This is a genomic window from Aminobacterium sp. UBA4834 (assembly GCF_002400205.1).
Taxonomy (GTDB): domain Bacteria; phylum Synergistota; class Synergistia; order Synergistales; family Aminobacteriaceae; genus Aminobacterium; species Aminobacterium mobile.
Genome location: NZ_DHFC01000006.1, coordinates 51,973 through 71,865 on the forward strand (window position 1 = coordinate 51,973; position 19,893 = coordinate 71,865).

A 19,893-nucleotide genomic window follows, 5' to 3' on the forward strand; every position below is an offset into this window, starting at 1 on the left:
AAGCATTATAGCTGGTCCTTTTTTTCAATGACCTGAATAAGAGCCCCGTCATAGATCTTATCCAAGCCTTCCCTCACAAGAAAACTCCCTTCATCAAGCCCTTCTTTTATTTCTATCAAACTATTCTGACTCTCTCCCGTAACAACCTTTCTTCGCACCGCCCTCCCTTCTTTTATAAGAAAGACATAAACGTCTTTTCCCTCTCTGCGTAAAAGATCGTCAGGAATAGCTACAACTCCGTCTTTGGCATCCAATCGAACCTTCACTTCTACAAAAGAACCTGGGGGAAGGCAAACACCTTTCTCGAGAGAAATAAGGCACCGATACATACCAATATCCGCTAGTGCTTCAGGATCCACTCTCTTCACTACACCTCGTAAAATATTTGTATTTTGCAGTATCTGGCACTGAGTGAAAGGAGTAAAGTGCTCTATATCCGGATAAGGAATATTGACCTCTACTTCAAGATGTTCAAGGTTCCCCAAACGAAAAAGTTCTTGCCCTGGCTCCGCCATCTCGCCTACTTCTATGTTTTTCGAGAAGATGACCCCCTTCAGAGAGGAACGAACTAATGTGCGCTTTAACAACATCTGCGCCTCTTCAAGACGAGCTTTTTTCTCAGCTACAAGAGCCAACGCCCGCTCTACCTCCTGCTGAGAAATCCCTCCTGACGCATACAGATTTTTTTTACGTTTAAGATCTCTCTGAGCATTTTCATAATCGGCGAGTTTAGACGCAGAATCCGAAGATTGCGCTATATTTGAAAGTTCGGCAAGAATTTGATTAGGCTCCACCTGATCTCCAACATCCACATATACAGTTGTCACATATTCCCTGACATATACCGTAACTGTCTGTTCAGAGACTGGGCGAATTTTCCCATAATATAATTTCCAATATTCCCAGTGAGACTCTTCCACCTTATAAGACATCACTGGAATAGCTTGCTGCTGCGTTGTTACTTTAAGTGTTTCTTTATCTCCATTCGCCCATAATCGCAACAAGAGGAAGATTCCAATTACTATAGCAAGCCCCGCCACCACCCCTATAAAAAAACGAATCCTCATGACGAAAACTCACTTCCTCTGTCTCATCAACTCCTCTTTCAGAGCTGGGGAAGTATAAACTTTATAAACGCCCTTAACGGTATAATATTCTAAAAATTTCAAGGCTGTCAAGGAACGTTTTGCCCACTTACAAAATAAGGGAGGACAAGAGTTGACAAAGAGTAAAACATCTGCATAATAGGAGAGCATAAGAAAGGGATAGTAAAAAGTGGCCCTCTTTTTGCAGACGGGTCACTTTTTTTATGCCCCAATAGAAACGGGAGGCACTATTACATTTATGGAACAAAACTATTTTGAAGAATACAGCCTTCGGCCAGAACTTTTACGGGCCTTGGCAGAGAAAGGTTTTACAACACCTACACCTGTACAAGACCGAGTTCTATCAGAAGACATTGCCGAACGAGATATTGTCGTTCGAGCACGTACCGGATCTGGAAAAACCCTAGCTTTCCTTCTCCCCTTATTGCAAGAAACATCTCGAGGCGACCGCTCCTCCAATATTCTTATTCTTTCTCCCACTCGAGAACTTTCTCAGCAAATATGGAAAGAAGCCTGCTGGCTCGGTGATTATCTAGATCTTTCTGTAGCATCTCTTGTAGGCGGCATGGATATGTCGCAACAGATCCGATCTTTACGCAACGGATCCGCTATTGTAACAGGAACCCCAGGGCGGGTTCTTGATCATATACGCAGAGGAACCCTTGTTACTACAGATATACATACTGTAGTTCTCGACGAAGGGGATCATATGCTCGATTTAGGTTTCAGAGAGGAACTTGAAGCTATACTTGAAAGTCTTGTGAATTGCCAAAGGACATGGCTTTTCTCAGCAACTATGCCCCCAGAGATACATTCTCTTTCTAAGAAGTTCCTTAAAAGCCCCTTGTTTATTTCTCTTTCAGAAGAAGGGGAGGCCAACGAAGACATTACGCATGAGGTCTACCTTGTTCCTTTTAAACATAAGGAAGAAGGACTCGTAAATGTTATTTTATGGGAGAAACCTGTTAGAGCCATTATTTTCTGCCATACACGGGTGGAGACAGTGGATTTAAGCCGACGACTTCACGATGAAGGTTTTCAAGCAGTGTGTCTTCATGGCGAAATGACTCAAAGAGAACGGAACACCGCTCTCTCGCAGTTCAGAAGTGGTCGAGTACCCCTTCTCGTTGCTACAAATGTAGCAGCACGAGGTTTGGATATACAAGGCGTTTCTCACGTAATTCAGATGGGACTCCCTGATAACAGAGAAACTTTCGTACACCGTAGTGGTCGTACTGGCCGAGCCGGACATGAAGGTCGGGATTTGCTCGTCCTTTCTCCTAAAGAGGCTTCAAACTTTAAACGCATGGTAGGGCCTAAGATCAAGTTTACGTGGAAAAATGTGCCGGATCCCAAAGATATACGGCATAAGCAGAGAGAAGCCTACGAAGAAAAAATTCTTACTGCAGATCATTATGAACAAGAAGAGTACTTAGAGTGGGCTGACGCTCTTCTTAGCAATAATGATTCACAGAAGTTGACAGCACGTTTGCTTGGCCTACTTTTTGCCCGTAAACAATCCGGATACCCTTTAACAACAGAACTAGAACGAGAGATCAAAGATGCTAACAGACCTAAACGTTCTCGCACGCCCAAGGAAGAACTGTGTTCATCGGCTTTTGTTATCCGTTTGGAAAGAGGCAGGAGCCACGGCTGGGATGTAGGCAAAATATTGCGGATTATATGTTCAACCCTCCATATCGAAAAATCTGGAGTTGGAGCAATCCGCCTAAAAGATGACCATTCGTTGGTAGAACTTTTACCTACGTCAGAGAAAGAATATCGACGATACGGGAATAAACTTGTAGAAAAAGGATTACTGCATGAAGCTCTTTCTGAGACACGAAAGTCTCCTCGCAAAGGTGGGGGAAAAGGCGGAGAGAAAAAAGCAAACAAAGGTTTCCGGCACCGTAAAAAAGAAAAAAGATAAAAGTTAAAAGTAAAGATATATAGAAGAGATAAATAAAAAAGGGTTGCCGCTTGGCAACCCTTTTTACTATTTTCGATGAATGATTTAAAGAAAGGCTACAACTTCTGAACGTTAGCAGCTTGCGGTCCCTTGTCTCCTTGTGTTACATCAAAGGAAACCCGCTGGTTTTCGCTCAATGTTTTAAATCCATCCCCCAGAATAGCACTGTAATGGACAAAGACATCTTTTCCCTCATCGGTCGTAATAAATCCATACCCTTTACTATCATTAAACCATTTCACTGTGCCCTGAGCCATAAAAGAGAAGCCTCCTAGTACTTGAATATAGAGCCGTTTCTGTATATTTCGGCTGTTAGACAATACCCGATTTAGTAAATACTGTCAAGCAATCTTTAACGTTTTGCGCACCTTAAACAATTTAAGCATGCAATGAAAATTCGACAACATTCCTTTTTTAGCAGACATTTTTTATAATACACTTGTCTTAAACTTCAGCAAACAGCCTTATAAAGTATTCAAAAAAGAAATGTCATCGATCTATTATCTCTCGTGATATAATTCCAGCCGCAGAATAGATGAAAAGGTGAAAAAATTGATTCAATTGTCAAACATAACCCATTTTTTTGGAGAACAAACTCTTTATAAAGAACTAAATTGGATAATTCCTTTCGGAACTAAAACTGGATTTGTAGGAAACAATGGTAGCGGAAAGACTACTCTTTTCAAAATCCTCATGGGATCTATAGAACCCCATGAAGGGAATGTATTCTTTCCTAAAGATTGCCGTATAGGATATCTGCCCCAAGATCTTGTGGAAATAGAAGACATTCCGCTCTTAGAGTACCTACAAAAACAGGCCGGTGTCTACAAAACAGAGAAAGAGCTGAAAGCCCTTGAAAAGGCTATTACTCAGGCTGTGGAAAGTGGGCAAGAATATTACCAGCTCTTAAAACATCATGATCTTATACTTCACCGCTATGAACAGCAGGGAGGCTATGAATTCTCTGCTATGGCTCAGAAAGTCATGAAAGGATTAGGTTTTTCCAATGAAGACATCCACCGTAAAAGCAGTGAGTTTTCTGGCGGATGGAAAATGAGGATATCTTTAGCGGCCCTTCTCCTTTCCGCACCAGATATTCTTCTACTTGATGAACCTACCAACCATCTCGATACTGAAAGTATGGAATGGCTCGAAGAATGGCTCCTTTCCTTTAACGGAACTCTCGTGGCTATTTCCCATGACCGGAGATTTCTTGATAAGGTCTGTTCTGTTACTGCCGAACTTTCTAACAAAACTATTACCGTATATAAAGGGAATTTCTCGTGGTATCTAGAAGAGAAAGCACGTAAAGAAGAAGAGTTAGAGCGAACTTTCAAAAAACAAAAAGAAGAGATCGAGAAGACAAAAATCTTCATTGAGCGTTTCCGTTATAAAGCAACAAAAGCAGCTCAGGTTCAAAGTAGAATTCGACAACTTGAAAAAATGGACTTCGTAGAATTAGACAGCGAGGAACGGGCTATAGCCATTCATTTTCCACCATGCCCCAGAAGTGGACATAATGTTCTTTCTGTAGAAAGGGCAGGAAAGCAGTATGATGCTCACTGGGTCTTCAGCGATATATCGTTCAATGTAACTCGTGGTGAAAAAATTGCTTTAGTCGGAGTTAATGGAGCAGGAAAATCAACTTTATCACGACTGATAAGCAAGGCAGAACCTCCCACTGAGGGAAAGGTTCTCTACGGTTACAATGTCAAAATGGGATTTTTCTCCCAGGAAAGCGCTCAGAACCTCGATTACAAGCGCACTGTCTGGGAAGAAATATCTCATACTGGTTATCTTGGCTCTGATGGAGAAAAACGGAATCTCCTTGGTGCCTTTCTTTTTTGCGGCGATGATATTTATAAGTCTATATCCGTGCTTTCAGGAGGAGAAAAGTCCCGAGTCGCCTTACTTAAGCTTCTTTTAAAAGAAACAAATTTGCTGATCCTTGACGAACCAACAAACCATCTGGACATGCGTACACGTGATATTTTTCAGCAGGCATTAATGGAATACAGTGGAACGTTGATCATCGTCTCTCACGATAGATACTTTCTCGATAACCTGGTTTCACGTGTTATTGAAATTCGGGATGGGCAAATTTACGATTATCCCGGCAATTATTCTTATTTCATTGAGAAACGAAAAGCTCTTTCTCAAGCAGAGAAAGTAGCATTGATGAATGAAGAGGCTAAAGCCAGCAGTACGAACAAAGAAAATGAGCGAGAAAGGAGACGGAAAGAAGGAGAGATACGTAATATAATTTATCGGGAAAAGCAGAAAGTTAATAAAGTTCTCGAGCCTTTGGAACAATCCATAGCAGAACTGGAGTCAGAGAAAGCAGAAATTGAAAAACAACTTTGTTCTTCAGATTTTCTAATAAATTCGGAGGCTGTCCAAGAAGTTATGGTAAGACATAATTTCATTGAAACCCAACTTGAGGAAAAGATGAAGGAGTGGGAAGTCCTTATGGAAAAGCTAGAGGCAATAGAAGAAGAAAACACTTCGTCTGTTTAAAATTATGAAAAGACACGATCCTTTTAGACGAATCGCCCCTTTTTATGATTTTTTATAATTTTTTCAGGTCTCTATAAAACCCAAGAGATACTTCGCATATTACTTCTTAATGATAGAATACTTACAAGGAACATAGTTGTGATTCTTAAGGAGGATATGCAATGAGACGATTTCCCCTCTATTTTGTAATATGTTTCTTTATAACATTATTGGTCGTTAACACAGGTTTTGCGGCTACGCTGCCCGTTATGACACCGGGACAAAAACTTCAATACCATTTTATAAAACAACTAGATCCTGAAAAAATGGTTATGATTTTCGACGAAGAGCCTGGAGAAGAGGGGTATATTCGCGACGTTTACATGGATCTTAAGGGAGCTGTTATAGGTGGGGTGCGAATTAAAAGCCTCGTTATACGAGGCTCGGGGATCCAGCTCTCTCCTGTTCACACATGGGGTGAAGACGGCCCTGAAGTAGAGCAGATATTGAATATTCACGCCAAAGGAATCATTGACGAAAACGACATTAACCAGAATCTTCTACAAAAAGAATTCGGAGACAACGATCATTGGCACAACCTTCAGCTCGATATTCATCCTGGTGGAATATATGCTAAAGGTTATTATCTGGTCCGAATGTTATTTAAACTTGATATCCTTATAGAGATAGAAAGTCGTTTGAAGATCGTAGATTTTCAACAAATATGGCTTGACCAATATACAGTACGGGTAAATCGAGTAGACATCCCAGCTTTCATTACGGAAAAGGCCGTATCCCAAATTCAGCCTCTTCTTGACTTAAGCCGTTTTGTCTTCCCCCTTAAGTTAACGTCCATATCCTATGATGATACGTCCATAACTCTTTCGAGTTCCAGAGAGCCAGAACCTTTTGACGGCATCATCTACCAATATGAAAAGGGGGTTTCTGACCCTGTGGTCTGCTCGCCCAAATTAAAGCGATAGTACCCATATCGCGCCGCACCCCATAGTCCCATATCCTCTCTAAGCAAAACATACAGTGGGATGCGAGATAAAAGACTTGAATGAGTAAGAGAGAAATTAAACTCTTCTCTAAAGAAATCGTTATTGACTAACCACGGGTTGGAAACGGCAACACCTCCGCTGATAAAGAGACCGTGCATGGGGAGTATCGTCAATGCAAAATCTCTGCAAGCCCTGGCATAGAACGAAGCAAAAAAATAAGTTGTAAGTGATGTAGAGGATATTTCAGCCACAACAGCAGGAGAAGATAGCTCTCGACCGGTGAGAAATAAATGAAGCAGAGAAAGCCCCCTCCCAGAAACAGCCATTTCTTTTGTTATATAGGGGACACTCAATCGTTTTTTCAGAAAAAGCTCGAAGTCTTTTTCTTTCTCATAAAAAGAGATGAGGGTATGCCCAGCCTCAGAAGCAACTGGAATATACTCTTCGTTTCTCCAAGGGAAGAGAGCACTATGCCCTAATCCCGTTCCCGCTCCTATCACAGCAAGAGGAGACATCTTTCGAGGAACCCCATATTGTACAACTTCCATATCCTCAGCTTGAGCAGCGAGACACCCATAGCTCTGGGCCACAAAATCATTTACTACCTCTATAGAAATCTGTGGGTATTGCTTACGAAGAACTGCCACAGGTATAGTCCATTCTACATTGGTAAGAACAACCACATCTTCATCTTCTAACGGCCCCGGGACAGCAAAAACACATCCCTGAACCTGCGCCAAGGAAAACCGCAGGTCTATCTCTGCTGCTTTTTTTAAAAGGTTAAAGAAAGAAGAAAATGCCGCAGTTTTCAGTTCTAAAGAACCTTCCAATTCGATGCTTTCCCTTCCAATCATAAAAAGTCCCAGTCGACTCGTAGTCCCACCTATATCCGCCGCTAAAATCTTCGTGGTTTATCACCTCTCTTAACTCAAAAATCTGGCCAGATACACTTGAAGCCATGCGATAAAAATTATAAAAAAAAGAATCAAAAAGAACCGAGTCATTTTCTCTTTCATGAAGAAGCTCCTTCTTTTTTCTCGTCAGCGAGCCCTTCTGCTATCCCGCGAAGACTGTTAGTAATAAAATATCGCTCTCGACGCTGCTCATCCACAGACATTTCATAAAATCTTTCCACATAAGGATCTTCTTTTAAGATACGATCAACTAGATCAGGAAGCGCCCCCCCTTCCTCTCTCTTCACTTTTTCTCTCCACTCATTAAGTTGCTCTAATGACCGCTTTAAAAAAAGGTCCCCATGACGCACCATTCCATAGTGAGCATAAAGTAGTAACGAACAAGGTCTTCTTAAGAGAAGTTTAATGGAATCCATAGCGGAATGGAAGAAAAATCTCGGCGGCGTTGTAGGGCGCATATAAAACTGCTTCCCTTCCATATCGCCCCAAAAAACACCTGCAGCTTCCCCTGCAAAAAGCAAAGGATTTTCACCTTCTAAAGGATAATAAAAGGAATGATGATGGGGGGCGTGCCCTGGAGTATCCACAAAAAGAATATCTGTCAGATCTTCACGCGGAATGATAGCATCTGCAGGTACAGCTGCCATTTCTCCATACTCCAAAGCTACTTGGCGCAATGTTTTAAGGCTAGCTTTTTGAAGACGAGATGGGTCTATTAAATGCTTTACCCCTCTATTTGGAGCTACGACTTTGCTCTCAGGGAAATATTTTAATAAGTTTCCCACTCCGCCGGCATGATCTATATGGATATGGGTTAAAACAATATAATCTATACACGAAACACCCACGCTCTTTAACGCATTTAAAAGTTTTGGGAGAGTGGACGTCGGGCCTGGGTCTACTAATATGGTTCTTCCCTTTTTCTCATCCCGAAGAAGCCACGACGAAAGGAAGTGGCTAAAGCCAGGGAGAGAAAGAGGAAGATCGATAAGATCTAACGTTCCTCCTTCAAATTCCAACGCACGATGAAATGTAGCTAAAGAGGCATCAATAGGGTAAAAGTTCATCATTATTTTTTCCTCCCAAGGACTATCTTTTTTTAAAAAAATCATGTATCTTTTTATATTCAATGCGCACAAATATAGTTTATGGAGAATGAAAAGCCTCTGTCAAGGAAAGACTCCCTCTATGTTATTGCGCAAAAATCTTCGTACCTTTACTATAAAATATAAACAGAAATTTTCTTACTGGAGGTGCTGCAGTGGAAACATCCCGTCACTACGAATTTGATATCGAGCGGTATATGCCCCGAGAGAAATTCGAAGAAATAAAGGCTTTTGCTGGCAACAAAGAAACCCCTTGTCTTATTGTGGATTTAGACAAGATAGAAGAGCAGTTCGACTCTCTTCAAAAAGGGATGCCCTTTGCGAAAATTTATTACGCTGTAAAAGCTAATCCGCTTGATGACGTGGTGAAGCTGCTCGTAGAAAAGGGCAGCTGTTTCGATATTGCTTCAGTCTATGAGCTGAATCAGGTTCTAGCCCTTGGAGCAACACCGGATCGTGTCAGTTATGGTAACACAATTAAGAAAGCAAAAGACATTGCTTATGCATATGAAAAAGGAGTTCGCCTTTTTGCCACAGACTCGGAAAACGACCTCTACAAGCTCGCCCAAAATGCTCCCGGCTCTAAGGTCTTTTTCCGGATTCTCACTGATGGAAGCGGGGCCGACTGGCCTCTTTCCAGGAAATTCGGAGCCCATCCTGACACTATTTACAAGCTTATTATTATGGCGAAAGGGTTGGGATTGGTTCCCTATGGAGTTTCATTTCACGTGGGTTCTCAACAGAGAGACCTGGGTCAATGGGACCATGCCATATCCACATGCAAATACCTTTTTGATGCAGTAGCTGAAAAAGGGATAAAGCTTAAAATGATCAATTTGGGCGGAGGGTTCCCTTCAAAATATATTTACCCTACCGTCGGCCCTGATGTATACGGCACTGAAATAACTCGTTATCTAAAGGAAGATTTTGGTGAAGACCTCCCCGAAATTCTTCTCGAGCCCGGCCGCTATATGGCTGGCGATGCAGGAGTTTTGGTTTCAGAAGTAGTTCTTGTCTCAAGAAAATCTGAATATAATCAATATCGTTGGGTCTATCTCGACGTTGGCAAGTTTGGTGGGCTTATTGAAACATTGGATGAATCGATTAAATACCCGATTTATGTAGAAAAAACAGGGTTGACTCAAGAAGTAATATTGGCCGGTCCCACATGTGACAGTATGGACATCCTTTACGAGCAAGAAAAATATGAACTGCCATTAACCTTAGAGGAAGGTGACCGTGTCTACATTTTTACTACTGGTGCCTATACTCAAAGTTACTCGTCTATTTACTTTAATGGGTTCCCACCTCTGGCAGCTTACATCTTACCTCGGGGGTCTCATAAGGAGAAGTAACGCACAGGGCCAAAAACATCGAAAGGAGATGGTGCTTTTTGGAACGCCGGGGGAAAAGATTTAACCAGATATGGCTAACGGAAGAGCAGACTCCAAATATGAAGTTGAGCTTAAGGGTAAATCGCGTACTTGTAAACAAGAAATCCGATTACCAAGAAATCCTGCTTGTGGAAACGGCAGAGTATGGTCGGATGCTTGTTCTTGATGGCGCTATACAAATAGGGGAAAGAGAGGAATTCTGCTATTCAGAGATGATGGCTCATATCCCTCTCTGTGCCCATCCCGATCCCAAACACGTACTTATAGTAGGAGGGGGAGACGGTGGGGTTCTTCGCGAGGTTCTTCGACATAAAAACGTAGAAAAAGCTGTCCTCATCGATATTGATAGCGACGTTATTGAAGCAGCAAAGGAATATCTTCCTACTCTTAGTTGCGCTATGGATGACCCTAGAGCAGAAATACGTTCTGAAGATGCTTTATCCTATATACGTTCCGTCTCTGAATGTTTTGACGTGGCCATTGTCGACAGTACAGACCCTGTGGACTTTGCCGCAGGACTTTTCGAATCGAGTTTTTATGAAGAGGTGAAAAAGGCTCTTAAGAAAGATGGGATAATAATTGCCCAGACAGAGTCTCCATTCTCCGATACGAAGATTATGATAGAAGCATATAAAAACATGAAAAGTGTCTATCCAATAACATCCTTGTGTTGGGGAGCTATGCCTACATATCCATCAGGGATGTGGACATATACTATCGGTTCGAAAGAAGTCGACCCATCGACTCCAAGGCACACCGTGCCAGAAGGGACTAAATATTACACTCGCGACATTCACAAAGCAGCTTTTGTTTTGCCTCCTTTTTTAAAGGATCTTCTTCATGATAAATAAAAAGAGAAGGGGCTTGATCCTAGGATCAAGCCCCTTCTCTTTTTTACAATAGACCTTATCTAAAAAGATATGATACCAATGGTATTTAGTAAAATGATAACAAGCAATGCTGGCGAAACATAGCGTATAACAAAAGAGAAAAAGCGCACATAAAAACCATTCTCAAGGGTACCATGATTCGAAAGTTCGTACGCCACGTCCTCTTTTTTTGAAAAATATCCTACAAAAATGGCAATAAGCAATCCTCCAAGAGGCATAATAATGTTAGAGGATAAATGGTCATAAAAATCAAAGAATCCATCTCCAAAAAGCTTTATTCCACCTAACAGACTTGAACTATCTACGGAAAGAGTCGCAGTAATACCGACCAGTCCAATAAAAAGACAGTTCATAAATGTTGCTTTCTTTCTAGACATCTTGAACTCTTCAGACCAGAAAGCTACAGGAACTTCCATAAGAGAAAGAAGAGCCGTTGTAGCAGCAAAAGACGTTAGTAAAAAGAAAGCGGCAAGTAAAACCGTTCCAAAGGGCATTTTTGAGAAAACCAGCGGAATAGTCATAAACAGAAGGCCAGGCCCCGCCGATGGCTCCATTCCAAAAGAAAAAACTGTTGGGAAGATGGCCAGTCCTGCCAACATAGAGACGAGCATATCTGAAAAAACGATTTTCCCAGCTGTTTTAAAAAGGTGAACATCCTCGGTAAAATAAGAACCGTACGTGATCATAATACCCATAGCTAGAGACAATTTAAAGAAAGCTAACCCCAAAGCGCTTAAGGCCACTGAAGGGGTAATCCGAGAAAAATCTACATGAAAAAGGAATCGAACACCCTCTCCAGCGCCAGGCAAAGTAAGGGCCCGGATGTCACAAATTACGATAAGAACAAAAAGCAGCGGCATAAGAGTCTTGGTAATTCGCTCTATTCCACTGCGCACCCCCATAGAGATGCCAAATCCAACAACACAAAGCACTATAAACTGCCAAAAGATAGGCGAAAGAACAGCCTTCGAAAAGAAAGACTGCCCAGCTGTCCCTACACCAATAACCTCACCAAAAAGCCCCTCAACACTCTCGGCACTAATAGAAGCAAACGCACCTGTGAGAGCTTTGAAGCAATAGAAATAAACCCAGCCTGCAACACATGTATAAAAGAACATAACTAGATAGGCCGAGAGGACCCCCATTACGCCGACTCCCTTCCAAAGGGATCCTGGTTTTAAACTTTCAAAAGCACCTATGGCATTGTGTCGGGTACGCCGGCCTATATACCACTCACAGAGAAGGACCGGTATGCCTACAAAAAGAATGCATATAAAATAGACAAAAAGAAAAGCGCCGCCACCATTTGACCCTGTCAAATAGGGGATTTTCCAGATGTTACCCAGACCAACTGCCGACCCTAAAGAGGCGAAAAAGACTGCGAGTCCTGACGAAAAGCCTTCTCTGGGCTTACCCGTGTTCTCCACTATGAACCACTCCCTCGATAAAATATATAAAGAATAAAAATTGGCTTCCATATCACGCATCACGATATGGAATGAATAGCCTCAAACTAAATCCTCATGAGTTTTTATTTAGGGGATTAAAGTACTCCTGAGGGGATAAATTGTACTGAATTTTAAGACAGTAATTGTGTTTCGTCAACCTTTTTTAGAGATTTTTCCAGTCTTTGACAATATGGCAGAGATTTATCATACTTACCAGAGAGATTTCTTTAACGATGAGGTGAGCGAAATGGAATTTATGAACGCAGGAGGGCCTCTCATGTGGATTATATTGGGGCTTTCAATTGTAGCTCTTGCTATTTTTATCGAGCGACTCTTTTTTTTCAAAAGAGCTTCTACAGATGCCGAAGCGTTAGAATTAGCTCTCAGCAAGGCTCTGTTTAACAATGACTCTCAACAAGCTGTGGAAATAGCAAAAGGTGGAAAATCTTCCCTTCACCGCCTTTTTTCTGCTGCTGTTACCCATTGGCAAGTTGATACGGAAGCTTTTAAACTCTTACTTGAGCAACAGATACGTCGAGAGCTCTTTCGTTGGATGAAAGGGCTCACTCTCCTCGGCACTATTTCCCGCGTTGCTCCTTTATTAGGGCTACTTGGTACCGTTCTTGGCATGGTAGAGATTTTCAGGAGTTTGCCTACCGCAGGGCAAGCACCGATGATCTCTTTAGCTGGTGGCATTTGGCAAGCGCTCCTCACTACCGTTGCTGGCCTCAGCGTGGCTGTTCCAACTGTTCTGGGTTACACATTTCTCGTCTCTCGAATAGACGACCAAGAAGAAACACTTTTTAGGGGTGCCGATTTTCTGATTCGGGAGAAACTTATAGAAACCACGCGCTCCCACCACGCGGGGGAATAAACAGTGACTTTTCGGTCGACTCGCAGCCGTTTGCCTGAAATAGATATCACCCCTCTTATTGATATTCTCTTTATTCTTATTATTTTCTTTGTCCTTACGACAACTTTCGGGCAAAGTCAGATAAGAGTGCAACTTCCAAACGGACAGGCATCTACTGTAGACGCCGCTCTCGCTGTTTACATAACAATAAATTCCGAGGGGACTCTTTTCTGGGAAGAGGGCGCTGTCTCTGAAGAGGATCTCATCACCTTGGCGAGACAGGCGCAGGAGGCAGGGAAAACTCTTTTAATTGCAGCGGACCGTAGCATTTCTTATGGACATGTAGCGTCATTCCTATCTCGTCTCAATCAAAACGGGATCCAGTCTGTAGGGTTAGCCCTTCAGGAGGATTAGTATGGCAAAACGCTTTGTTCCTCCTCTTCTATGTAGCCTCTTCTTACATGTTCTTCTGTTTTTTTGCCTGCCCAAATTGCCACCGAGCGAACCTCTATCCTCAGAGCCGCTTATGATAGTTACGCTTGTCAAAACAACGAAACCGGGGCAATGTTCAGAACGTGCTGAGGATAGATCAATAGGAGCAGGCTCTCAACCTTCAAAAAAGATAGAAGATGCGCATTTATCTTCCATGCAAACGCTATCCCCTACATTTCTGTCTGCACCTCAACAACAAATCTCAAAGATTGAAAACAAGAAAGAGCAACAAGCACAGCAAGCAACAGCCCTTCGCAACCTCGAAAAATCGACAAAAGAAAAAGAGGAGGAGGAAAGAACAATCACTACTACGACTGTTGCCCATACCCTCTCTGGCTCGGACACAAAAGGAGACATGAATGATGATGCAAAGAAGGAGGCAGAGAGAACGTCCGCTGGCACAGTAGAAGGACATGGCAAAGGGGAGGAAATAAGCGCTGACCAAGGGCTCTGCAAAAAAGGCGGGGTTGGCTCTGGACATGGAGAATTGCCCTCCGTCTTCGAGCTTTCATCTGTAACAATAAAAAAGCGCGTACACCCCCAATACCCTCTAATCAGTCGTAGAAAAGGAGAAGAAGGAACTGTAACCCTTCTCGCTCATGTGCATAAAGGAGATCTCATAACAGTACGTATAGAGAAATCCAGCTCCTATTCGCGACTTGATCAGGCCGCATTGACTGCCATTAAACAATGGCTTTTTACTGAAGATTTAACAGGAACTGTGAGAGTCCCCGTCATTTTTTCCCTCAAAGATTAATGGGGAACTTTATTAAAATATTCATCTAAAAGCTCTAAGGTTTTCGCAAGGGAGGAGCCCCTTCTCTCCCCCATCTCGGGGAAAGAAAGATCCCAAAAAGGATCTACCCCGCTACGTATAAAGATAGAAACTTTCGCTTTTTCAGGAGGAACTAACGTATATTCTTTTCTCTTCAATGCTCGGCAAGTCCAAAAAAGTTCATTAGACGTACCTGTTACAGCAACAAAACGCCCAGAACTTCCCTTTCCGTTTCCGTTTAACTTCCATTCCCCCGTTCCTATATCAAAATGAATATTCTCTGTTGAAAAGACAGAAGAAATTGCTCCCGCAAGAACCAAATCCTCAGGAACACCTGAGAAAGAAATTCCTTCTGGGGATAATAACCAAAGACGATCGGCAAAACGTAAGGCTAAGTCTATGTCATGAAGGGACAAAATGATCCCTTTCTTCTCATACCAGGCATAGTTTCGCAAAAGAGATAAGAGCTCCACTTTGCGAGGCAAATCTAAAAAAGCCGTCGGTTCATCAAGCAAAAGAATAGGTGTTGTCTGAGCCAAAGCTCTAGCAATAAGGACCCGCTGGCTTTCTCCATCGCTCAATTCGGAAAAGAGTCGGCGAGAAAGATGCCATGCCTGCATCTGCTCCAAAGATGCACGTATAATGTCGTGATCACTCTGCTCCAATTCACCACGCCAATTTGTATAAGGATAGCGTCCCAGTGAGACAAGCTCAAAAGCGGTGAGTCCCTGAACATCTGGACGGCCAGCCATTACAAAACTCATTAAGGCTGATCGCTGCACGTAAGAAAGGGTCTTTATGTTGTGCTGCTTTATCTGCAAAATCCCAGACAGAGGTTTAAGAATTCCTGCAAGTGTTTTCAAGAGTGTAGTTTTTCCTGCACCATTAGGGCCTACTAAACAAACGATCTCCCCAGGCCACAGAGTAAAAGACATATGTTGAGCAACTGGTGCGGAATATCCCTTTTTTACAGGATAACCAATGGTAAGATCTTCCACAGTAAGGAGAGGAGGATGGACAGTATCCATGCTACATCTCTTCCTTCCTTCTACTCCGAAAGACAACCCATACCACAACAGGAGCTCCTATAAGAGATGTAACAGCATTAAGAGGTAGAACGATAGAGCTACCAGGGACATGGGCTATAAAATCAGCGCAAAGAGCAAGATTCCCACCGACTAACGCACAAGCTGGTACTAAAAAACGATGGTCGGCGCTCTTAAATGCGCCCCGACATAGATGAGGAACTGCTACCCCCAGAAAAGCAATTGGACCGCAAAAAGCTGTGACACTTCCCGCCAAGAAAGACGTTAGGGCTATGAGGAGGATACGAACCCTCTTTACAGGGACTCCCATGGTAGATGCGTATGACTCTCCCAAGAGTAGAGCGTTGAGAGGTTTTGCCATAATAAAAGCTGCGCCAGAACCAAGAATAGAAGCAGGTACTAACAAAGAAAGCTGCCCCCAGGACACAGAGGAAAAACTTCCAAAACTCCACGCTACAAATTGTTGAATACGTTCTGGAGTACTGAAATGAATTAAGACGCTCACCAAAGCACTCACTGCATATCCAAACATGAGACCTAAAATAAGAAGAGTAGTATTATCCTTAATTTTACCTGCTACAGCCAACATGGCCATCATAATAAGACAGCTACCCAACCATGCCGCACCAGCAAGTCCTACATTAGCCAAAGACCCAACTATTAAAGTGGCCATTGCTACACCCAGACTCGCTCCGCCGTTAATACCAAGGATAAAGGGACCGGCTAAAGGATTTTGAAAAAGGGTTTGCATCCCTAAACCTGACACAGAGAGAGCTCCTCCAGCAAAAAATGCAGTAAGGGCCCGAGGAAATCTTAATTCCATAACTATTACTCGCCACTCCTCAGAGACCCTTTCACTCCCTAAAAGACTTTGTAAAAGAGCCGAAAAGGGGATAGAAACAGATCCTAAAGAAAGGGTAAGAGCTACCAAAATTACACCGATCCCAAGGAGCGCCACAAAAAGAAACATCTGGCGATATTTCATGGTATATTCCTCTCTGACAATTGATGATAAAAAAAGAGCTCGTGGTTTGGCAGTAAATGAGGATGTAAAATAGCAATTAAATCTTCTAAAATCAAGTCTGGGCGCATGATGCCCTGCTGATAATAATCGTTAGCTCCACTTTTCGTCACACGAGCATTATTATTATAAATTCTTCTTTCCTTGAAGGGACGAAACGTTTCATAACGGGGATCTTCAGTTATAGCGTCCTCTAAGCTTTGCCATGAAGAAGCGTTAATCCAAAAATCACAGGAGATAGCTCGTTCTAACACATTTTCAAAATCTATGGGGACCCCTCCCCGCTGATTAAGGTCAGACCAAAGATAGCGGCCTCCTGCATCACGAAGCAAGTAAGCAGGCCAGCTTCGTCCTCCTGGAACATACCATGTCCCGCCAATAGCTGCATTTGCCATAACTGTAGGGCGTTCCTTCGTCATATCCCGCACTTTTTGTACGAGAGAGTTATATCGTTCAGCAACTCGCCGAAAAAAAGCATCTGCCTCCCCTTCTTCGCCCAGGAACAAACCCACGAATTTAATCCATTCTGCCATACCGAGAGGTTCTTCTTCCAAATAATCTGACGCAATAACAAGGGGGACTCCAAGTTGCCGTAACCGATCCGCAGCCTCTTTCTCTGTTGCCGTATACGCATAAACAAAAACGACATCCGGGCGTAAAGAAAGAATTTTTTCCACGTCGAGGCGCAATCCTGCCCCTGCATCAGCAGCTACGTCAGGGAGATCAGAGTTACGAATAACGTTGGAATATACATATCGTTTCCCTCCCACCCCCACAAATACATCCGCTCCGCCAAGTTCCTCTATAAAAGGGAGCATGGTCATGGATGTGGTAATAACTCGTCGAACTGGGACATGTACAATTGGCAAATGGGCAAGCCTTTCAGGGATAGAGGCCCCCTGTGATACGAGAAGATACTGTTGCCCTTCCCGGGCTCCAGCCCAAGGTTGGACGACAGTGACTATGCTATATCCCTCTTCTCTGCTCACCTTAAAACCTTTAGCATATTGAAGTTCCATAGAAGAGGCGAAAGAAGGGACGGGATACAAAAGGACAAAACCCCATACCCAAAGTAAAACATTAAAGAGATTCCATTTAATTTTTTTCATATTTTTCACAAAAGATTTCCTCTTAGTAGATTTTTTTATTGTAAGATATGTATAATAGTAAATGTGCGATTAGGTCAATTCCAATTATCGCTATCATTGCCTACAAAATCAAATAGGGATCTATGTTTTCCAGCTTCGGGAATCTGGTGTGAAACCAGAACGGCCCCGCCACTGTAACAGAGACAAACTCGTAATACCACTGGGAAAACTGGGAAGGTACGAGGGAGGATGAACTGGAGTCAGGAGACCGGCTGGAAGACAAGAGTCATTATCATGCGAGGGCGTGGTGTGATGACTATCTTCCTAGCCTTATACATGGCGAGAAGAGGTTGTCGTGTTAACCTTGCTTCTCGCCATTTTTATATTTTTAGGGGGGACTATGGTGGTTAAGAAGAAAGGACTCATTGCGGCGTGCATGGCTGCGACTTTTGTCTTTATGGCAGGAGCGGCAATAGGAGCAGAAAAAGTCTACGATGTTCCTGAGGAAATAGTTACAGGGAGTAGATTGGCGACAAGCCTGGAAGAAGTTCCAGCTCCAACCTACGTTATTACCCGTGACCAAATTGAAAGAAGCGGATCCAGAGATTTAGCAACCATTCTTGAACAGAATGTACCGGGAATTTATGTAAAGCAAAAGACTGGTCATTCGAATAACTCTCAAATTTCTATGAGAGGGTACGTAACTGAAGTGCTTGTTTTAGTTGATGGCGTTCCCTATTACCGCTCATCCCATGGAGCTGGCGCTGCCTCTGTTGATTTTCGAGATTTCCCGATTTCCAACATTGAGCGCATTGATGTAGTCAAAGGAACTGGCTCAGCTACTTATGGTTCCATGGCTGCCGGTGGTGTTATTAATATAATTACCCGGAAAGCCACGGAGGGAATAACTATAGAAGGAGAGGTCGGTCCTAATGACTGGCGACGGTACTTTGTCCAAGGAGAGGGTGCTGGAGAAAAAATCAATGCTGGCATCTGGTATTCCCACAAAGAAGAAGGAGAGCATCGCTTACTTGAACAGACCGAAAAAATCTACAATGCCCTCGACTATAAAGAAAATGCTTACGGCGTAACTCTCAATGGCAAAAACTGGAATTTTAAAAGTGAAACAGGGGAATTTAAGAACACATATGAAACTCCGGGCTGGATGGTCCCAGTAGATATTAACAAAGAGAAAGGACAATATCAGCGACATTCTTTCCGTTACAACGGGAACAGCTACTATGTGTTGATGGGTTATAACGACCAGAGATATTATATCCAGCAAAATCAAGATAACTATTACAAAGATCGGGCTTTTACTACGGAGTTTGGGAAACGAAGCCAATGGGGCGCTACTCTTGCTTCATGGGGAATGACATATAGAAAAGAAGAAACAACATACAGACCATCTACTTTTGACCCTGAAATAAACCAGGATCGGACAAATTACGCCCCCTTTGTAGAACTCTCTCGTCCTTTTGGCGATGTTATCGGAACCCTTGGATTACGATACGAAATATGGCGCCAGGATAACGCAGACAACTATAATGAACTCATGCCCAAAATGACCCTTCAACTTCCGCTCAACAACAACACTGCCTGGTATATTTCTGCCGGGCGTTTCTTCGCTATGCCTAGCATGTATGAACTTCATGCAAATGGTCCATGGGGAACTAAAGGGAATCCCAACCTCAAGCCAGAAAAAGGATGGAATTATGATCTGGGAATAAAAGGAGCAAATGACTCTGGGAATTGGGGCCTCGGAATCTTTTACTCTAATATGAAAGATAAAATCATCTGGCGCAGTAACACCTATGAAAATATGGACGACTTTAGATCTTATGGAGTTGAAGCTAGCCACAAATGGAATCTTTCAGAGAAATGGAGTTTCGGTCTTTCTGGAACGTGGCAAAAAGCTCAGGAGAAAAAAGGGAATGCTGGAAACTGGGAAAATAGCTACGGCTTGCCGGAATGGCAATTTATGTCTTCTCTCACATATCACAACGGTCCATGGACAACTGGAATAAACTGTAGCTTCGTCGCCAACCGATCTACAACCCCTGCTCAAAAGGATTGGACAGGAAAACTTTATAATCCCGGCGACGACTATTTCCAGACAGATATTTTCACTGAGTGGAAATCTGGTGATCATACAGTCCGCTTAAGCTGCTATAACCTCTTTGATGAAGAGTTTACATATAATTCTGCCGGTTGGGATTATTACGGCCCCGAACGAAGCGTTTACCTCACATGGCGATATAGCTTCTAGCTCTTCAGGCGGGGGAAACCCC

At 42.8% G+C, this 19,893-nt stretch carries 18 protein-coding genes and 1 riboswitch; of the genes, 10 read left to right on the forward strand and 8 right to left on the reverse strand.

Annotated elements, in window-relative coordinates; translation table 11 throughout:
- Positions 1–5: 5 nt before the first annotated feature.
- Positions 6–1,067: an efflux RND transporter periplasmic adaptor subunit gene (locus B3L97_RS02640; protein WP_286933724.1), complete on the reverse strand. Its 1,062-nt coding sequence runs from the start codon at positions 1,065–1,067 to the stop codon at positions 6–8.
- Between the two features lie 277 nt (positions 1,068–1,344).
- Between B3L97_RS02640 and B3L97_RS02645 the strand changes: the two genes are divergently transcribed.
- Positions 1,345–3,036, forward strand: coding sequence for a DEAD/DEAH box helicase (locus B3L97_RS02645; RefSeq protein ID WP_286933728.1), 1,692 nt, complete (start codon positions 1,345–1,347; stop codon positions 3,034–3,036).
- A gap of 95 nt (positions 3,037–3,131) precedes the next feature.
- On the opposite strand, the gene B3L97_RS02650 is transcribed toward B3L97_RS02645, so the two are convergent.
- Positions 3,132–3,332 (reverse strand): cold-shock protein, encoded by a 201-nt coding sequence (locus tag B3L97_RS02650; RefSeq protein ID WP_024822992.1) that lies wholly within the window; start codon positions 3,330–3,332, stop codon positions 3,132–3,134.
- A gap of 295 nt (positions 3,333–3,627) precedes the next feature.
- Between B3L97_RS02650 and B3L97_RS02655 the strand changes: the two genes are divergently transcribed.
- Positions 3,628–5,592 (forward strand): ABC-F family ATP-binding cassette domain-containing protein, encoded by a 1,965-nt coding sequence (locus B3L97_RS02655; RefSeq protein ID WP_286933730.1) that lies wholly within the window; start codon positions 3,628–3,630, stop codon positions 5,590–5,592.
- 161 nt (positions 5,593–5,753) lie between these two features.
- Positions 5,754–6,554 carry a DUF2993 domain-containing protein gene (locus tag B3L97_RS02660; RefSeq protein WP_286933733.1) on the forward strand — a complete coding sequence of 267 codons (801 nt, stop codon included), beginning with the start codon at positions 5,754–5,756 and terminating at the stop codon, positions 6,552–6,554.
- On the opposite strand, the gene B3L97_RS02665 is transcribed toward B3L97_RS02660, so the two are convergent.
- Both B3L97_RS02665 and B3L97_RS02670 read right to left on the reverse strand, forming a co-directional pair.
- Positions 6,494–7,477: a glucokinase gene (locus B3L97_RS02665; RefSeq protein ID WP_349679278.1), complete on the reverse strand. Its 984-nt coding sequence runs from the start codon at positions 7,475–7,477 to the stop codon at positions 6,494–6,496. The two genes, B3L97_RS02660 and B3L97_RS02665, sit on opposite strands and share 61 nt — an antisense overlap.
- A gap of 110 nt (positions 7,478–7,587) precedes the next feature.
- Positions 7,588–8,559 carry an MBL fold metallo-hydrolase gene (locus B3L97_RS02670; protein ID WP_286933735.1) on the reverse strand — a complete coding sequence of 324 codons (972 nt, stop codon included), beginning with the start codon at positions 8,557–8,559 and terminating at the stop codon, positions 7,588–7,590.
- Positions 8,560–8,750: 191 nt separating this feature from the next.
- On the opposite strand from B3L97_RS02670, the gene B3L97_RS02675 reads away from it, so the two are divergent.
- Together B3L97_RS02675 and speE are read left to right on the forward strand one after the other, a co-directional pair.
- A complete protein-coding gene (locus B3L97_RS02675; RefSeq protein ID WP_024822997.1) occupies positions 8,751–9,950 on the forward strand; it encodes a type III PLP-dependent enzyme in 1,200 nt (399 codons plus the stop codon).
- A gap of 38 nt (positions 9,951–9,988) precedes the next feature.
- Positions 9,989–10,840: a polyamine aminopropyltransferase gene (gene speE, locus B3L97_RS02680; RefSeq protein ID WP_286846429.1), complete on the forward strand. Its 852-nt coding sequence runs from the start codon at positions 9,989–9,991 to the stop codon at positions 10,838–10,840.
- A gap of 59 nt (positions 10,841–10,899) precedes the next feature.
- On the opposite strand, the gene B3L97_RS02685 is transcribed toward speE, so the two are convergent.
- On the reverse strand, positions 10,900–12,306 hold the full coding sequence (locus B3L97_RS02685; RefSeq protein WP_286933743.1) for a sodium-dependent transporter: 1,407 nt from the start codon (positions 12,304–12,306) through the stop codon (positions 10,900–10,902).
- Positions 12,307–12,604: 298 nt separating this feature from the next.
- On the opposite strand from B3L97_RS02685, the gene B3L97_RS02690 reads away from it, so the two are divergent.
- From B3L97_RS02690 to B3L97_RS02700, 3 genes are read left to right on the forward strand one after another with little or no spacing between them, the layout of a single operon-like run.
- Complete coding sequence (locus tag B3L97_RS02690) at positions 12,605–13,201, forward strand: MotA/TolQ/ExbB proton channel family protein (protein WP_286846433.1); 597 nt, start codon at positions 12,605–12,607, stop codon at positions 13,199–13,201.
- Between the two features lie 3 nt (positions 13,202–13,204).
- Positions 13,205–13,594 carry an ExbD/TolR family protein gene (locus tag B3L97_RS02695; RefSeq protein ID WP_024823001.1) on the forward strand — a complete coding sequence of 130 codons (390 nt, stop codon included), beginning with the start codon at positions 13,205–13,207 and terminating at the stop codon, positions 13,592–13,594.
- Between the two features lies 1 nt (position 13,595).
- Complete coding sequence (locus tag B3L97_RS02700) at positions 13,596–14,429, forward strand: energy transducer TonB (RefSeq protein WP_024823002.1); 834 nt, start codon at positions 13,596–13,598, stop codon at positions 14,427–14,429.
- Here B3L97_RS02700 and B3L97_RS02705 read toward each other — a convergent pair.
- From B3L97_RS02705 to B3L97_RS02715, 3 genes are read right to left on the reverse strand one after another with little or no spacing between them, the layout of a single operon-like run.
- Positions 14,426–15,475 (reverse strand): ABC transporter ATP-binding protein, encoded by a 1,050-nt coding sequence (locus B3L97_RS02705; protein ID WP_286933752.1) that lies wholly within the window; start codon positions 15,473–15,475, stop codon positions 14,426–14,428. The two genes, B3L97_RS02700 and B3L97_RS02705, sit on opposite strands and share 4 nt — an antisense overlap.
- A gap of 1 nt (position 15,476) precedes the next feature.
- Positions 15,477–16,478, reverse strand: a complete 1,002-nt coding sequence (locus B3L97_RS02710; protein ID WP_286846436.1) for an iron ABC transporter permease — start codon at positions 16,476–16,478, stop codon at positions 15,477–15,479.
- Entirely contained in the window at positions 16,475–17,623 is a 1,149-nt protein-coding gene (locus tag B3L97_RS02715) for an ABC transporter substrate-binding protein (RefSeq protein WP_286933784.1), read from the reverse strand. Before B3L97_RS02715 ends, B3L97_RS02710 begins: the two co-directional genes overlap by 4 nt.
- A 113-nt stretch (positions 17,624–17,736) precedes the next feature.
- Positions 17,737–17,893: riboswitch (cobalamin riboswitch) on the forward strand.
- Between B3L97_RS02715 and B3L97_RS02720 the strand changes: the two genes are divergently transcribed.
- The gene (locus tag B3L97_RS02720; RefSeq protein ID WP_156923406.1) at positions 17,852–18,013 is read left to right on the forward strand and encodes a hypothetical protein; all 162 of its coding nucleotides are present in this window, start codon (positions 17,852–17,854) and stop codon (positions 18,011–18,013) included. It overlaps the preceding riboswitch by 42 nt.
- A complete protein-coding gene (locus tag B3L97_RS02725; protein WP_286933755.1) occupies positions 18,006–19,871 on the forward strand; it encodes a TonB-dependent receptor plug domain-containing protein in 1,866 nt (621 codons plus the stop codon). Before B3L97_RS02720 ends, B3L97_RS02725 begins: the two co-directional genes overlap by 8 nt.
- Positions 19,872–19,893: the final 22 nt, after the last annotated feature.

What these genes read in the sequence shown, in the direction of transcription:
- B3L97_RS02715 (WP_286933784.1), bottom strand. Translation starts at nt 17,623, where the DNA reads ATGAAAAAAATTAAATGGAATCTCTTTAATGTTTTACTTTGGGTATGG.
- B3L97_RS02710 (WP_286846436.1), bottom strand. Translation starts at nt 16,478, where the DNA reads ATGAAATATCGCCAGATGTTTCTTTTTGTGGCGCTCCTTGGGATCGGT.
- B3L97_RS02650 (WP_024822992.1), bottom strand. Translation starts at nt 3,332, where the DNA reads ATGGCTCAGGGCACAGTGAAATGGTTTAATGATAGTAAAGGGTATGGA.
- B3L97_RS02670 (WP_286933735.1), bottom strand. Translation starts at nt 8,559, where the DNA reads ATGATGAACTTTTACCCTATTGATGCCTCTTTAGCTACATTTCATCGT.
- B3L97_RS02700 (WP_024823002.1), top strand. Translation starts at nt 13,596, where the DNA reads ATGGCAAAACGCTTTGTTCCTCCTCTTCTATGTAGCCTCTTCTTACAT.
- B3L97_RS02720 (WP_156923406.1), top strand. Translation starts at nt 17,852, where the DNA reads ATGAACTGGAGTCAGGAGACCGGCTGGAAGACAAGAGTCATTATCATG.
- B3L97_RS02640 (WP_286933724.1), bottom strand. Translation starts at nt 1,067, where the DNA reads ATGAGGATTCGTTTTTTTATAGGGGTGGTGGCGGGGCTTGCTATAGTA.
- B3L97_RS02690 (WP_286846433.1), top strand. Translation starts at nt 12,605, where the DNA reads ATGTGGATTATATTGGGGCTTTCAATTGTAGCTCTTGCTATTTTTATC.
- B3L97_RS02705 (WP_286933752.1), bottom strand. Translation starts at nt 15,475, where the DNA reads ATGGATACTGTCCATCCTCCTCTCCTTACTGTGGAAGATCTTACCATT.
- B3L97_RS02645 (WP_286933728.1), top strand. Translation starts at nt 1,345, where the DNA reads ATGGAACAAAACTATTTTGAAGAATACAGCCTTCGGCCAGAACTTTTA.
- B3L97_RS02660 (WP_286933733.1), top strand. Translation starts at nt 5,754, where the DNA reads ATGAGACGATTTCCCCTCTATTTTGTAATATGTTTCTTTATAACATTA.